The following is a 14,661-nucleotide window of genomic DNA, read 5'->3' as shown; positions in this document are numbered from 1 at the left end:
AGCAAGCTCCCTCGCCACAGGAGAACCTCGCACATTCATTAGGCATTCGATATGACCCACACCCCCCATTTCCCGCTCTCCGCCGTGGTCGGCGCCGATGACCTGAAGCTCGCCCTGTGCCTGGCCGCGATCGATCCGAAAATCGGCGGTGTGCTGATCGAAGGCCCGCGTGGCATGGCCAAGTCCACCTTGGCCCGGGGCCTGGCGGATCTGCTGGCCAGCGGTCAGTTCGTCACCTTGCCCCTGGGCGCCACCGAAGAGCGGCTGGTGGGCACCCTTGATCTGGACGTGGCCCTGGGGGAAGGGCGCGCGCAGTTCTCTCCCGGCGTGCTGGCCAAGGCCGACGGTGGCGTGTTGTACGTCGATGAAGTGAACCTGTTGCCTGATCATCTGGTGGACCTGCTGTTGGATGTGGCCGCCAGCGGTACCAACCTGATCGAGCGTGACGGCATTTCCCATCGGCATCCGGCGCGCTTTGTGCTGATCGGCACCATGAACCCGGAAGAGGGCGAGCTGCGCCCGCAGTTGCTCGATCGTTTCGGTTTGAACGTGGCCCTCGACGGTCACACCGCGCCGACTGAGCGCGGGCAGATCATTCGCCGGCGGTTGGATTTCGACAGTGATCCGGCGGCGTTCTGCGCGCAGTGGGAGGCGGCCCAGCAGCAGCTGCGTGAACGCTGCCAACAGGCGCGCAATCGGTTGGCCGGAATTGCCTTGGATGATTGGGCGCTGGCGCAGATCACCGAGCGCTGCTTTGCCGCCGGGGTCGATGGCTTGCGCGCCGACCTGGTCTGGCTGCGGGCGGCCCGAGCCCATGCCGCCTGGCGCGGGGCGGATGGGATTGCCGATGAAGACATCGATGCGGTCGCCGAGTTTGCCTTGCGCCATCGGCGTCGCGGGCACTCGGCACCGGCGTCGTCCCAAGCGCCGCAAACGGCTGCGAATGAAACCGCCAAGCCCAACGAAGGCCAAGGCCAATGGGGTGACCTGCCGGCCCGGGCATTGCCCACCGGTGCCCGGCGTGATGTGCCGAGCTGGCCAAAAAAGCCCTAGGCATTCGCCCTCGTTCAACGGCGGGGGCGAATGCCAGACCCCGTGCAGGACAATTGGAGCAGGGACGCCAGGGCCGGAGCAAAGCGGCGGCCAGCGGTGCGGTGAATTGGCCGGGCACGCTGCTCAATGGGCGCCCACGCCTATGGGAAGACTTGCGTTTCCACAGCCGCCAGCGTTCAGCTCATGAACTGTGGCTGGTGATCGTCGACGCCTCGGCCTCGACTCGCCGCCATCGGGCCTTGAGCGATGGCAAGGGCCTGCTGGCGCAGCTGTTCGACGATGCTTACCGGCAACGCGCCCGCTTGGCGCTGTTGACCGCCAGCGGCTCAGTCCCGACTTGGCAAGTGCAAGGGCTCAAGGCCTCAGCCGGGCTGCGGGATTGGCTCGATGGGCTCGGCGCTGGCGGCGGTACACCGTTGCTGGCGGCGCTGAACGAGGCCGGACGCTGGTTGACCGCACGTCGCAAACGCTTCCCGGCGGAGCAACAGCGGGTGTTGGTGATGACTGATGGGCGCGTGAAGGAGGGGCTGTCACTGCCCTCCCTGGATTGCCCGTGCCTGTTGATCGACATCGAGCGCGGCCCGATTCGCCTGGGCCGGGTCCGGCAGTTGGCGGGGCGGTTGGGGGCTGAGTATCGGCATATCGATGAGGCTGATTGAAAGGTTCTGTGACCGTCAGGGCCCCATCGCGAGCAAGCTCGCTCCCACACGGTTTTGTGAACACATGAATGATGAACACCCCGGTCCCCTGTGGGAGCGAGCTTGCTCGCGATGGCATCCACTCGGTTCCAATGACCTGCCCACCTGACCCGCATCACTGCACTATGCTCAGGCAGCCCGTCACAGGAGTGAACCATGCGCGTACTCGTCACCAATCCCCAGGACGATTTTCGGGTCAAGGCCTATGCCGGCACCAACGGCGTGCTGCTCGCCATGGACCTGGCCGAACCCCGGCGCAAGGGCCTGCTGGGCTTTGCCATCGAGAAGCAGCAGGGCGACAAACCCTGGCTGTTCCTGTTCAACAGCCTGACCTTCCCCGACAAGGCCCACACGTTTCCCCAGTTCCACGCCACCCCCAGCGACAAGGCGCCGTTGCAGAAATTTCGCTGGGCCGACTACGCTGTCAACCCTGGCGTGACGATCCACTACCGCGTGCACTTGGCCTATGGCAGCCCCGATGCGCCGCAGTTGGGGGAATCCCTGGCCGTCACGATCACCAGCGACGACGGTCAGCCGACCAACCAGCGGGTGATATTCAATCGGGCCGTGGCTGCCAGCCAGGCGTTCCAGCGCAAGTTTCCCGAAGTGGACGCGTTGATTAGCGCCAACAAAAACCTGTCTATCGATGACTGGCCCGATGCCCCGCGCCGTTGGTTGGAAAATGGTTTGCTGGGGCGCTTGACCGGTTTCATCGACCGGGCGCTGGATGCCAACTGGGCCCTGGACGTCGCCATTTATGAATACGAATTGCCGGTGATTGTCGACGCGGTCAATGCCGCTCACGCTCGCGGCGCCCAAGTGCGCGTGCTTTACCATGCCGAGCCAGGCGACGACACCACGCTGCGCAACGAAGCCAACCTCGAAAAACTGCCCGCGGCCAACAAGCGCGGGCGGGTCACCCACAACATCTTCCACGACAAGTTCATCGTACTGAGTAGGGTCGACGGCAGCGGTGCGTTACAACCGGAGGCGGTGTTGTGCGGCAGTACCAATTTCACCGCCAACGGCGTTTACCGCCAGGCCAATGTGATTCATGTACTGGACGATCCCCGGGTGAGCGACAGCTATCGCCAGGTGTTCGAGCAGATCTGGGCGGTACCGCAGGACGTCGGGGCCACGCGTGAATGGGTCAATCAGAACAATCCCATGGCCCCGGACGAACAGTTGTTCATCGGTTTTTCGCCACGCACGGGAGAGGGCGATCTGGACCGTTTCGTCGATATCATCAATGCGGCTCGAAAGGACCTGTTGTTCGTCACCGCATTCGTCTTGCCCGAGCGCATCCTCGACGCCTTGCTCGGCCAGCCCAATGACGACGTGTTGCGCTACGGCCTGCAAAACACCACCAGCCGCATCACCGGCTTCCATGCCGATCGCACCGCCGAATTCGCCGCCACCGCGCTGCTCAACACCGGCCTGGAAGGTTGGTTGCGGGAAAACATGAAAGGCCAGAAGGGCAACCTGCTGGTACACACCAAAGCCATCGTCACCGACTTCACCAGCGACACGCCGACCATCATCAGCGGCAGCCACAACCTGAGCGCCGCCGCCAGCAGCGGTAACGACGAGAACTACCTGATCATCCAAGGCGACACCCACCTGGCGGACCGTTACGGGTTGGAGTTGCTGCGTTTCTATGAGCACTATCGCTTCCGCTATTTCGCGAAAAAACTCGCCCTCAAACAGGTCAAGCCGCTGGCGGTGGATGACAGCTGGAGCGATGACTATTACCGCGAGGGGGATTTGCGGATGTTGTCGAGGGTGAGGTTTTGTGGGCGCTGAGCAGTGCCAAGGGGTGTTTTAGAGTGCTATTTTTAGCGCTTAAGAGTACTCAAGGACTCGGTTCATGACACATATCGTGCTTTCCCAAGTAGTCGCCAGCATTTCTGAGCTCAAGAAAAACCCAATGGGCACCGTTGCTGCCGGTGGAGGATTATCTGTAGCGATCCTCAATCGTAATGAGCCCGCGTTCTATTGCGTCCCTGCCAGGGAATATGAAGCCATGATGGACCGGCTTGAGGACATGGAGTTGGCTGCTCTTTGCCGCGAGCGTGAAAACGATCCAACGATCAAGGTTTCTCTCGATGACCTATGAGTTGGAGTTTTCCGATAAGGCATGGAAGGAATGGCAGAAATTGGGGGGCAACACTCAGGGAGCAATTCAAAAAAAAGCTTGTAGAGCGACTGGTGAATCCGCATGTTCCGGCCGACCGTCTCGCCGGGTTGGGCAACGCTTATAAAATCAAGCTGCGCAGTGCGGGTTATCGACTGGTTTACCGCGTGGTAGATGATGTGCTGGTCGTCACGGTGATTGCAGTGGGTAAGCGCGAGCGCGGCCAGGTTTATGACGAGGCAGCCAAGCGGTAATGGTCAAATTTACCCGATAGCATTTGTGGAACTCTTTCCAGTGCTAGCATAGAGCCATCTATCAGCCAGGAAGCTGTCATGAACCTCTGTCACGGAACGTCCGCTTTACTTCGCACCTGTGTCGCGATCCTGTTGTTGGCCTTGGGTACTTCAGCCATCGCCGCCAATCAACCGTGTTCCGGGCGCAAGGGCGGTATTGCCGGGTGTGACGGCGATACCTTCCTGTGTAATGACGGCTCCATCAGCGCTTCGAAGAAATCCTGCTCTGCTGTGCTGGGGCTTCGCAATGAGGCTCGGCCGCAGTCGTTGCTCAAATCATCCGACGGTTGCCAGTGCGGCAGTGGCAATTACTGCGTCGGTCCGCGGGGTGGGGTCTATTGCCTCACGCCTGGCGGCAGCAAGAGTTACAAGCGCAAATAGGCCAGGCACACCGCCGAACAATTGTGGGAGCGAGCTTGCTCGCGATAGCGTCAGGTCATTCAACATCAACATTGACTGATCCACAGCTATCGCGAGCAAGCTCGCTCCCACAGGTATCCATTTACAACTCCAGAGTGGCTCCGTTTCGGTGCGCGAGTACCCGGTTTGGGGCCTTATTACCCGTGCGTCGTAGCTAACGGTAGCAACAGCATTCACGTGCGAGCGCCGGCGTCCGCGGGTCTGTTTTTCTCATCTCCCTGATTTCCTTAACTTTCCATTTTCCCTGCCCATGGGCCTGAACTCTGTGGCACACTTTCTGCTGTCTATTCCGTTGTTACATACCATGTTCCGGTATAGCGGAATAAACTCATCCTGGAGTGCTTGCCATGCAACGCCGACCATCCTTGTTCAAAGCGTGTGTTTTTCTCTTCGCGGCCACGACGGCTGCCGTGGGTGTCGCCCAGGCGGCCGACAGCAAGCTCGATAGCGTGCTGCAACGTGGGAAATTGATCGTGGGCACGGGCAGTACCAATGCGCCGTGGCACTTCCAGGGAGCGGATGGCAAGTTGCAGGGTTTTGATATCGACATCGCACGGATGGTCGCCAAGGGGCTGTTCAATGATCCTGAGAAAGTCGAGTTCGTGGTGCAGTCTTCCGATGCGCGGATTCCCAACCTGCTGACCGACAAGGTCGACATGAGCTGCCAGTTCATCACCGTCACCGCCAGCCGCGCCCAGCAGGTGGCGTTCACCTTGCCGTACTACCGCGAAGGCGTTGGCCTGCTGCTACCGAACAACAGCAAGTACAAGGAGATCGAAGACCTCAAGGCCGGCGGCGACGGTGTCACCGTGGCGGTACTGCAGAATGTGTACGCCGAAGAGTTGGTGCATCAGGCCTTGCCCAAGGCCAAGGTCGACCAGTACGACAGCGTTGACCTGATGTACCAGGCGGTGAACTCCGGTCGCGCCGATGCTGCCGCCACCGATCAGTCCTCGGTCAAATACCTGATGGTGCAGAACCCCGGCCGTTATCGCAGCCCGGCCTACGCCTGGAGCCCGCAAACCTATGCCTGCGCGGTCAAGCGCGGCGATCAGGACTGGCTGAACTTCGTCAACACCACCTTGCATGAAGCCATGACCGGCGTGGAATTCCCCACCTACGCCGCATCGTTCAAGCAGTGGTTCGGCGTGGACCTGCCGTCGCCGGCGATTGGTTTTCCTGTTGAGTTCAAATGACCCTGTGAGCCCGGGGCGCCACTTCAGGGCGCCCCGTCGAAGGTACTGCTGACCATGAATTATCAGTTGAACTTTGCCGCCGTCTGGCGCGATTTCGACACCTTGCTGGCGGGACTCGGCCTGGGGCTTTCCCTGGCGCTGGTGTCGATCGCCATCGGTTGCGTGATCGGCCTGGCGATGGCGTTCGCGCTGCTGAGCAAGCATCGCGTCCTGCGGGTGCTGGCCTCGGTGTATGTCACGGTGATCCGCAATACGCCGATTCTGGTGCTGATCCTGTTGATTTACTTCGCCTTGCCGAGCCTGGGCATTCGCCTGGACAAGCTGCCCTCGTTCGTCATCACCCTCTCGTTGTACGCCGGGGCTTACTTGACCGAAGTGTTTCGCGGTGGGTTGTTGAGCATTCACAAGGGGCAGCGTGAGGCGGGGCTGGCCATCGGCCTGGGCGAATGGCAGGTGAAAGCCTATGTCACCGTCCCGGTGATGCTGCGCAACGTATTGCCGGCCTTGTCGAACAACTTCATTTCGCTGTTCAAGGACACCTCGCTGGCGGCGGCGATTGCCGTCCCGGAGCTGACCTATTACGCCCGCAAGATCAACGTGGAGAGCTATCGGGTGATCGAAACCTGGTTGGTGACCACGGCTCTGTATGTCGCGGCCTGTTACCTCATTGCCATGCTGCTGCGCTATTTCGAGCAGCGCCTGGCGATCCGCCGTTAGGAGTGTCCCATGTACGAATCACCCAGTTGGTTGCATGAGTTGTGGGTCGCCCGGGACACCTTGTGGGCCGGTTTCCTCACCAGCGTGCAGTGTTCGGTGCTGGCGATATTGTTGGGCACGGTGATCGGCCTGATGGCCGGGTTGGTGCTGACTTACGGCCGGGTCTGGATGCGTGCGCCGTTTCGTTTCTACGTCGACCTGATTCGCGGTACCCCCGTGTTCGTGTTGGTGTTGGCCTGTTTCTACATGGCCCCGGCCCTGGGCTGGCAGATCGGCGCATTCGAGGCCGGTGTGCTGGGCCTGACGCTGTTTTGCGGCTCTCATGTGGCCGAGATTGTGCGCGGCGCCCTACAGGCATTGCCGCGCGGGCAAATGGAAGCGAGCCAGGCCATCGGCCTGACGTTCTTCCAGGCGCTGGGTTATGTGTTGTTGCCCCAGGCGCTGCGGCAGATCTTGCCGACCTGGGTCAATTCCTCCACCGAGATCGTCAAGGCCTCGACCCTGCTGTCGGTGATCGGCGTCGCCGAACTGCTGCTCAGCACCCAGCAGATCATCGCCCGGACTTTCATGACCCTGGAGTTTTACCTGTTCGCCGGGTTTCTCTTTTTTATCATCAATTACGCCATCGAATTGTTCGGGCGGTACATTGAAAAGCGGGTGGCCTTGCCATGACTGATATCTCGACTCCTGCCAACACCCAACCGTTGTTGGACATTCGCGGCTTGCGCAAACAATACGGCCCAGTGGAAGTGCTCAAGGGCGTGGACCTGAGCATGCAGCGCGGCAACGTGGTCACGCTGATCGGCTCCAGCGGTTCGGGCAAGACCACGCTGCTGCGCTGCGTGAACATGCTCGAAGAATTCCAGGGCGGCCAGATCGTGCTCGATGGCGAATCCATCGGCTATGACGACGTCGGCGGCAAGCGCGTGCGCCATGCCGAAAAAGTCATCGCCCGGCACCGCGCCATGACCGGCATGGCCTTTCAGCAATTCAACCTGTTTCCCCATTTGACCGCGTTGCAGAACGTCACCCTGGGTCTGCTCAAGGTGAAAAAACTGCCCAAGGACGAAGCGGTGGCCCTGGCCGAGAAATGGCTGGAGCGGGTTGGCCTGCTGGAACGGCGCGATCACTTCCCCGGTCAGTTGTCTGGCGGCCAGCAGCAGCGCGTGGCGATTGCCCGGGCGATTGCCATGAACCCCAGCCTGATGCTGTTCGACGAAGTCACCTCGGCCCTGGACCCGGAACTGGTGGGTGAAGTGCTGAACGTGATCAAGGGCCTGGCCGAGGACGGCATGACCATGTTGCTGGTGACCCACGAAATGCGCTTTGCCTTCGAGGTGTCGGACAAGATCGTGTTCATGAACCAGGGCCGCATCGAAGAGCAGGGGCCACCGAAAGAATTGTTCGAGCGGCCGCAGTCGCCGCGGCTGGCGGAGTTCCTCAAGAACACCCGCTTTTGATTCAGTTGAGTTTTTAATTTATCCAAGCAAGGAGAAACACCCATGAGCATTACGCGCTACGGCACCGGCAGTTCCGCAGGCGGCGGTCAGCCACGGCCATTCGCCCGCGCCGTGGAGGCCGATGGCTGGTTGCATGTGTCCGGCCAGGTGCCGGCGGTGAACGGCGAAATCATTGTCGGCGGGATCGTCGAGCAGACGCACCAGACCATGAAGAACCTGGTCGCGATTCTCGAAGAGGCCGGTTACGAGCTCAAGGATGTGGTGCGTTGCGGCGTGTGGCTGGATGACCCGCGGGATTTCTGGAGTTTCAACAAGGTGTTCAGCGAATACTTCAGCCCTGAACACGCCCCGGCCCGGGCCTGTGTGCAGGCGAGCATGATGGTTGATTGCAAGGTCGAGATCGATTGTGTGGCCTACAAGAAAAAGGCCTGAATCCAGAAACGCTGGCATGCTAGGCCGGTGTGGCGAGGGAGCTTGCTCCCGCTGGCCTGCGCAGCAGGCCCCATGAGCGACTGCTGCGCAGCCGAGCGGGAGCAAGCTCCCTCGCCACGAAATGCAAGCGTCTATGAGTGAATGACCAGGAACCGAAGACATGACCGAAGACACCATCAAACGCCGGGCCCGGGGATTGGATCGGGCGTTCGATATCCTCGATTTCCTCAAGGAAATCGGCCAGCCGCTACGTCCGAACGATATTGCCAGTGGTATCGGCAGCCCCAAGTCCACGGTCTATGAGCTGGTGGCGTCACTGCTGGATCGGCGCATCCTCGAACCGGTGGGCAAGGACGGTCACGTCTACCTGGGCCGTCAGTTGTACTTTCTCGGACAGGCGCACCTGCGGCATTTCGACCTGAGTCGCGAGGCCGATCACGCCTTGCAGGAGATCGTCAGCCAGACCCGTGAAACCGCCCAGATGTGCCTGCTCAATGGGCGCAAATACACTGTGGCCTTGATGAAGGAGGGTGAGCGGCATTTCCGCATTTCATCGGACATTGGCGAAAACGCGCCGATTCCCTGGACGGCGTCCGGTCGCCTGCTGTTGGCGCATTTGAGCGACCAGCAAATTGTCGACTTGATCGACCCCGACGACTTCATCCTGCCGGACGGTGAGCGCCTGCCCCTGGAGCAATTCCTCAAGGAAATCCGCCAGGCCGGCCTCGACGGCTTTTTCTCTTTCGACAGCGTCGCCGACACCTTCACCCATTGCTTCGCCGCGCCGGTCAAAGACCCCCGCGGCGTGGCCATCGCGACCCTGTGCATCGTCGCCCCCCGGGCGGATGCCAGGAACAATTATGCCGATTACCGCCGGGTGCTGATCGAAAGCGCCAACAACCTGGCCCGGCGCATCAACGAATAGACAGCAGCGCTGCCTGTGAGGAGTTCGAACATGTCTTCTGCCATTTCCAATGCTGACGTAGAGAAGGGCGCGGCCCCCGTCGGCGCCCACCTGCTCAAGGACGTCAGCCTGCCGGCGCTGGTGCTGCATCGCGCAGCACTGGAGCACAACATTCACTGGATGCAAGTGTTCGTCACCGACAGCGGCGCCGAACTGGCGCCCCACGGCAAGACCAGCATGACCCCGGCGCTGTTTCGTCGTCAGCTCGATGCCGGTGCCTGGGGCTTGACCCTCGCTACCGCCGTGCAGACCCGTGCCGCTTACGCCCACGGCGTACGCCGGGTGTTGATGGCCAACCAGCTGGTGGGCACGCCAAACATGGCACTGATCGCCGATTTGCTGGCCGACCCAACGTTTGAATTCCATTGCATGGTCGATCATCCCGACAACGTTGCTGATCTTGGGGCGTTCTTCGCCTCGCGCGGTATGAAGCTGAACGTGATGATCGAGTACGGCGTGGTTGGCGGTCGTTGTGGCTGCCGGAGCGAGGCCGAGGTACTGGCCCTGGCCGAGGCGATCCGGGCGCAACCGGCGCTGGCGTTGACCGGTATCGAAGGTTACGAAGGGGTGATCCACGGTGACCACGCCATCAGTGGCATCCGCGCCTTTGCAGCGTCTTTGGTGGGGCTCGCGGTGCAGTTGCAGGACAGCGGCGCGTTCGCCATCGACAAGCCGATCATCACCGCCTCGGGTTCGGCCTGGTACGACCTGATCGCCGAGTCCTTCGAAGCCCGGAATGCCCACGGGCGTTTTCTCAGTGTGCTGCGTCCCGGCAGTTACGTGGCCCATGACCACGGCATCTACAAGGAAGCCCAGTGTTGTGTGCTGGAGCGGCGCAACGACCTGCACGAAGGCCTGCGTCCGGCCCTGGAAGTCTGGGCCCATGTGCAATCGTTGCCGGAGCCAGGCTTCGCGGTGATCGCCCTGGGCAAGCGCGACGTGGCCTACGACGCCGGACTGCCGGTGCCGCTCAAACGCTATAAACCAGGTTCGGATTCAGTGGTGGGCGACGACGTGAGCAGCTGCAAGGTGACGGCAGTGATGGATCAGCATGCGTTCATGACAGTGGCGCCTGGGGTTGAGTTGCGGGTGGGCGACATCATCTCGTTCGGTACTTCGCATCCATGCCTGACGTTTGATAAGTGGCGGGTGGGGTGCCTGGTGGACGAGGGGTTGCGGGTGGTGGAGAGCATGGAGACTTGTTTCTAGCCTTTGGACCGAGTTGTGGCTATCGCGAGCAGGCTCGCTCCCACACTGGATTTGTTGTGAACACAACATTTGTGGTCGCCACGATCCCCCTGAGGGAGCGAGCCTGCTCGCGATAGCGGCCTGCCAGACACCACCGAAACATCAGGATCATCCATGAGCAACCCAAAACCCCGCATCGCCCTGATCGGCGAGTGCATGATTGAACTGCAACAACGCGCCGACGGCAGCCTGCTGCAAAGCTTCGGCGGCGATACCCTGAACACCTCGGTGTACCTGTCCCGCGCCTTGGGTGACAACGGTTCGGTGGACTATGTCACCGCCCTGGGCGACGACAGTTTCAGCGATGCCATGTGCCGAAGCTGGGCGGCGGAAAACATCGGCCTGGAACGGGTTCAGCGTTTGCCCGGCCGCTTGCCGGGTTTGTATTGCATCCAGACCGATGCGGCGGGTGAGCGGCGGTTTCTGTACTGGCGCAACGAGGCGGCGGTGCGTGATTGCTTTCTCACCCCGGCTGCCGGGCCGATCCTGGCTGCCTTGCTGGACTACGATGTGCTGTATTTCAGTGGCGTCACCCTGGCGGTGCTCGGCGAGCAGGGCCGGGGCAAGCTCATCGAGACCCTGATCGAAGCGCGTCGGCGCGGGGCGCAGGTGGTGTTCGACAACAACTACCGAGCCAGGCTCTGGGCATCTGTCGAAGCGGCCCGCGCGGCCTATCGCAGCGTCCTGCCCTACGTGGAACTGGCGTTGCTGACCGTGGAGGATGAGCAGGCGCTGTTCGGCTATGCCGACAGTGACGCGGTATTCGCCGCCTATGGGCAATTCGGAACGCCGGAAGTGGTGCTCAAGCGCGGTGCCGAGGCGTGTCTGATTCGTTGCGATGGCGAGTCTTATGAGATTCCCGCTCAACGGGTCGAGCGGGTGGTGGACACCACGGCGGCGGGAGATTCCTTCAGTGCCGCGTACCTGGCGAGCCGGTTGCTGGGTGGCACTCCGCAGGAGGCGGCCGAGGCGGGGCATTTGTTGGCGAGCCGGGTGATCCAGGTGCCGGGGGCGTTGATGCCCAAGGACTGACTGCACCGGAAGTTGGGTGTGTCCTGTGGCGAGGGAGCTTGCTCCCGCTCGGCTGCGCAGCAGCCGTTTCTGTTTGTTGGGGCCTGCTTCGCAGGCCAGCGGGAGCAAGCTCCCTCGCCACAGGGTCAGGTTGTCAGGGCAATGTCATTTCAATCCCGATAAAACACCTGCACCAAGTGATAGCCGAACTTGCTCTTGATCGGCCCATGCACCACCCGCAGGGGCTTCTTGAAGATCACCGCATCGATCACGCCGACCATTTGCCCTGGTCGCACTTCACCCAGGTCACCGCCGCGTTTGCCGGAGGGGCAGGTGGAGTATTTCTTGGCCAGCACATCGAAAGCTTCGCCCTTGGCGATGCGTTGCTTGAGCTGTTCGGCCTCTTCGGCGGTTTTCACCAGGATATGGCGGGCTTGGGCTTTCATTGCAGCGCTGACCTGAACGTTACGGGGCGGCGATTATGCCTCAAGTCAGGTGCCATGGTTGATCATCGTCCGAATCTTGTTCGCCAGCAGATCGAGGGTGAAAGGCTTGGCGACCAGGTCCATGCCCTGGTCGAGGAACCCCTGGCGTTCGGCGGCTTTCTGCGCATATCCGGTCATGAACAGTACTTTCAGGTCGGGCCGATGCTGGCGGGCGATTTCCGCCAGTTGCCGGCCATTCATGCCCGGCAGACCGACATCGGTCACCAGCAAGTCGATGCGCCGGTTCGACTCCAGCAGGGGAAGGGCCGACTTGGCGTCCTGGGCTTGAAGGGCGGTATAGCCCAGGGTATCCAGCAGATCGAGTACCAGCATGCGCACCGCAGGCTCGTCTTCGACCAGCAGCACGGTCTCCCCGGCAATCGCCGCAGGTGCGTCGATAGTCAATGAAGCCGCGGGCTGTTCGGCGGGCGCGACGTGCAGCCGCGGCAGGTACAACTGCACGCGTGTGCCCTGGCCCGGAACACTGTCCAGGTTGAGGTGCCCACCGGACTGCTGGGCAAACCCGTAGATCATCGACAGGCCCAGGCCGGTGCCCTGGCCGATGGGCTTGGTGGTGAAGAACGGATCGAAGGCTTTTGCCAGCACCGAGGGCGTCATGCCGCTGCCATTGTCGCTGACGGCAATCATCACGTAGTCGCCAGCCTTCACCGGTTCCAGGGTACTGATGTCATTGCCGTCGAGATAGACATTGGCGGTTTCGATGGTCAGTTCGCCGCCGTCGGGCATGGCGTCCCGGGCGTTGATCACCAGGTTGAGCAAGGCGTTTTCCAACTGGCTGACATCGGTGTTCACTGGCCAAAGCTCATCGGCCAGTTGTAAGCGCAGCACGATATGGTCGCCGGTGGTACGGCTTAGCAAGTCTTCGAGTGAGTGCACCAGCTGGTTGGGGTCCATGGGTTTGCGGTCCAGCGACTGGCGCCGGGAGAATGCCAGCAGCCTGTGGGTCAGGGCGGCAGCGCGATTGGCCGAGGACACCGCCGCTTCGGTAAACCGGCCGATTTCGGCGGCGCGACCGCTGGCAATGTAGCGCTGGATCAGGTCGAGGCTACCGAGAATACCCGTGAGCATGTTGTTGAAGTCATGGGCAATGCCGCCTGTGAGCTGGCCCACGGCTTCCATCTTCTGGGCATGACGCAGGGCTTCTTCGGCGCGCTCGCGCTCGAACATCTCGTTTTGCAACCGTTGGTTGGCTTCGGCCAGTTGCTGGGTACGGGCGATGACCCGCTCTTCCAGGGTTTCGTTGAGGTTACGCAGGGCTTCCTCGGTTTTCTTGCTCTCCGTCTCGTCGATTACAAAGATGTAGAAGCCGTTCACCGTACCGTCCGACCCATGGCGGGGCAGGTAGTTGATCAACGCATGGCGTGGCCGGCCGTCGCGATGATCCGACTGCACCGCGAAGCTGCAGGGTTTGCCCGCCAGGGCGCCAGCGATCTGTTCGGCACGAGCCGCGTAGGCTTCTTCGCCGATCACTTCGCGGATGGTCCTGCCGTACAGCTCCTGGGGCGTCAGGCCGTACCAGTCCAGGTAGGCACTGTTGTTCAGCCGGAAACGCTCTTCACGATCCACATAGCTGATGAGGATCGGCATGGCATTGATGATCAGTTGCAGCTCGGTCTGGCTCTGGCGCAGGGCCTGCTCCGTGTGCTTGCGCTCGGTCAGGTCCAGGGCCGCGCCGAGAAAGCGCTTGGGCCGGCCGTGGCGGTCCTTGTAGCAACGACCGCGCACGAACACCCAGCGCAGCTCGCCGTCGGGCCGCAGCAGACGGTATTCCTCGGCATATTCGGTGCCGTGGGTGATGCAGTGCTTGATGCTGCGAGCGACCGTGGCCCGGTCTTCGGGGTGCACGCCCTCGAGATAGGCGGTGATAGGCAACTGGCGCGACAGGCTCGGATCGACACCATGCAACAGGGCGAAGTGTGCGTCGGCAATGAACCGATCTTCGCTGATATCCCAGTCCCAGGTGCCCAACGCATCCGTGGCGGCCAGGGCCAGTTGCAGACGTTCCTCGCTCTCGTACTGGGCCTTGAGGCTGGCCTCGGAGCGCCGTTCGAATTCCTGGGCCAGTCGGCGTCGCTCGCTGGTTTCCAAGGCTGTGATCAGGATACCGGCGACGGAGCCGCTTTCGTCGTGCACCGGGCTGTAGGTCAGGTCCAGCCACAGGTCGCAGAGGCGGCCGGCGAAGGGCAGGCGCCATTGCTGGTCGCGGCTGCTGTGCGTGCGGCCTTGCAACACGCTGCGATAAATCGGTGCGTTGACGTCTCTCAGTTCGGGCCATGCTGTATGGGTCGGCTGGCCGAACGCCCGCGGATGCTTGTCGCCGGCCAATCCGGCATAGGCGTCGTTGTAGAAATGGGTCAGCTCGGGGCCCCACAGCAAGGCCATCGGCATCGGTGAGTGGAGCACGATGTCCACGGCGGTGCGCAGGCTTTGCGGCCAGGTTTCGACAGCGCCCAAGGGGCTGGTGGTCCAGTCCCGTTGGGCAATCAGACTCTGTATGTCGCTGCCGGAGGGTATTGCGTTCATAGCGGA

At 61.7% G+C, this 14,661-nt stretch carries 15 protein-coding genes and 1 pseudogene; 14 read left to right on the top strand and 2 right to left on the bottom strand.

Annotation, left to right across the window (positions count from 1 at the left end; genetic code table 11):
- The first annotated feature begins 51 nt into the window (after positions 1-51).
- The 14 genes and pseudogenes from QNH97_RS18525 to QNH97_RS18460 all read left to right on the top strand — a co-directional run bounded on the left by QNH97_RS18525 (position 52) and on the right by QNH97_RS18460 (position 11,647).
- Entirely contained in the window at positions 52-1,053 is a 1,002-nt protein-coding gene (locus tag QNH97_RS18525; protein ID WP_283553305.1) for a magnesium chelatase ATPase subunit I, read from the top strand.
- 53 nt (positions 1,054-1,106) lie between these two features.
- Complete coding sequence (locus QNH97_RS18520) at positions 1,107-1,712, top strand: vWA domain-containing protein (protein ID WP_283553304.1); 606 nt, start codon at positions 1,107-1,109, stop codon at positions 1,710-1,712.
- A 195-nt stretch (positions 1,713-1,907) separates the two neighbouring features.
- Entirely contained in the window at positions 1,908-3,554 is a 1,647-nt protein-coding gene (locus tag QNH97_RS18515; protein WP_283553303.1) for a phospholipase D-like domain-containing protein, read from the top strand.
- A gap of 64 nt (positions 3,555-3,618) precedes the next feature.
- A complete protein-coding gene (locus tag QNH97_RS18510; protein WP_063321995.1) occupies positions 3,619-3,867 on the top strand; it encodes a type II toxin-antitoxin system Phd/YefM family antitoxin in 249 nt (82 codons plus the stop codon).
- Positions 3,857-4,139, top strand: a pseudogene (locus tag QNH97_RS18505) (type II toxin-antitoxin system RelE family toxin). Before QNH97_RS18510 ends, QNH97_RS18505 begins: the two are co-directional and overlap by 11 nt.
- A gap of 78 nt (positions 4,140-4,217) precedes the next feature.
- Positions 4,218-4,559 (top strand): YdcA family protein, encoded by a 342-nt coding sequence (locus QNH97_RS18500; protein ID WP_283553302.1) that lies wholly within the window; start codon positions 4,218-4,220, stop codon positions 4,557-4,559.
- A 386-nt stretch (positions 4,560-4,945) separates the two neighbouring features.
- A complete protein-coding gene (locus QNH97_RS18495; protein ID WP_283553301.1) occupies positions 4,946-5,794 on the top strand; it encodes a transporter substrate-binding protein in 849 nt (282 codons plus the stop codon).
- 54 nt (positions 5,795-5,848) lie between these two features.
- Positions 5,849-6,511, top strand: coding sequence for an amino acid ABC transporter permease (locus QNH97_RS18490; protein ID WP_014338685.1), 663 nt, complete (start codon positions 5,849-5,851; stop codon positions 6,509-6,511).
- 9 nt (positions 6,512-6,520) lie between these two features.
- Positions 6,521-7,183, top strand: coding sequence for an amino acid ABC transporter permease (locus tag QNH97_RS18485; RefSeq protein WP_283553300.1), 663 nt, complete (start codon positions 6,521-6,523; stop codon positions 7,181-7,183).
- Positions 7,180-7,971 (top strand): amino acid ABC transporter ATP-binding protein, encoded by a 792-nt coding sequence (locus tag QNH97_RS18480; RefSeq protein ID WP_283553299.1) that lies wholly within the window; start codon positions 7,180-7,182, stop codon positions 7,969-7,971. The genes QNH97_RS18485 and QNH97_RS18480 overlap by 4 nt, the downstream gene beginning before the upstream one ends.
- Before the next feature lie 42 nt (positions 7,972-8,013).
- Entirely contained in the window at positions 8,014-8,403 is a 390-nt protein-coding gene (locus QNH97_RS18475; RefSeq protein WP_283553298.1) for a RidA family protein, read from the top strand.
- A 160-nt stretch (positions 8,404-8,563) separates the two neighbouring features.
- The gene (locus tag QNH97_RS18470; RefSeq protein WP_283553297.1) at positions 8,564-9,328 is read left to right on the top strand and encodes an IclR family transcriptional regulator; all 765 of its coding nucleotides are present in this window, start codon (positions 8,564-8,566) and stop codon (positions 9,326-9,328) included.
- 30 nt (positions 9,329-9,358) lie between these two features.
- Positions 9,359-10,576, top strand: coding sequence for an amino acid deaminase (locus tag QNH97_RS18465; RefSeq protein WP_283553296.1), 1,218 nt, complete (start codon positions 9,359-9,361; stop codon positions 10,574-10,576).
- A gap of 153 nt (positions 10,577-10,729) precedes the next feature.
- Positions 10,730-11,647, top strand: a complete 918-nt coding sequence (locus QNH97_RS18460) for a sugar kinase (protein WP_283553295.1) — start codon at positions 10,730-10,732, stop codon at positions 11,645-11,647.
- A 149-nt stretch (positions 11,648-11,796) separates the two neighbouring features.
- On the opposite strand, the gene QNH97_RS18455 is transcribed toward QNH97_RS18460, so the two are convergent.
- Both QNH97_RS18455 and QNH97_RS18450 read right to left on the bottom strand, forming a co-directional pair.
- Positions 11,797-12,072: a peptidylprolyl isomerase gene (locus tag QNH97_RS18455; protein ID WP_003182808.1), complete on the bottom strand. Its 276-nt coding sequence runs from the start codon at positions 12,070-12,072 to the stop codon at positions 11,797-11,799.
- Positions 12,073-12,117: 45 nt separating this feature from the next.
- Positions 12,118-14,655: a PAS domain-containing hybrid sensor histidine kinase/response regulator family protein gene (locus QNH97_RS18450; protein WP_283553294.1), complete on the bottom strand. Its 2,538-nt coding sequence runs from the start codon at positions 14,653-14,655 to the stop codon at positions 12,118-12,120.
- Between the last annotated feature and the right edge of the window lie 6 nt (positions 14,656-14,661).

The organism is Pseudomonas sp. G2-4, from assembly GCF_030064125.1.
Lineage (GTDB): Bacteria > Pseudomonadota > Gammaproteobacteria > Pseudomonadales > Pseudomonadaceae > Aquipseudomonas.
The sequence above is the reverse complement of the archived record's forward strand: the minus strand, read 5'-3'. Positions and strand labels throughout refer to the sequence as shown.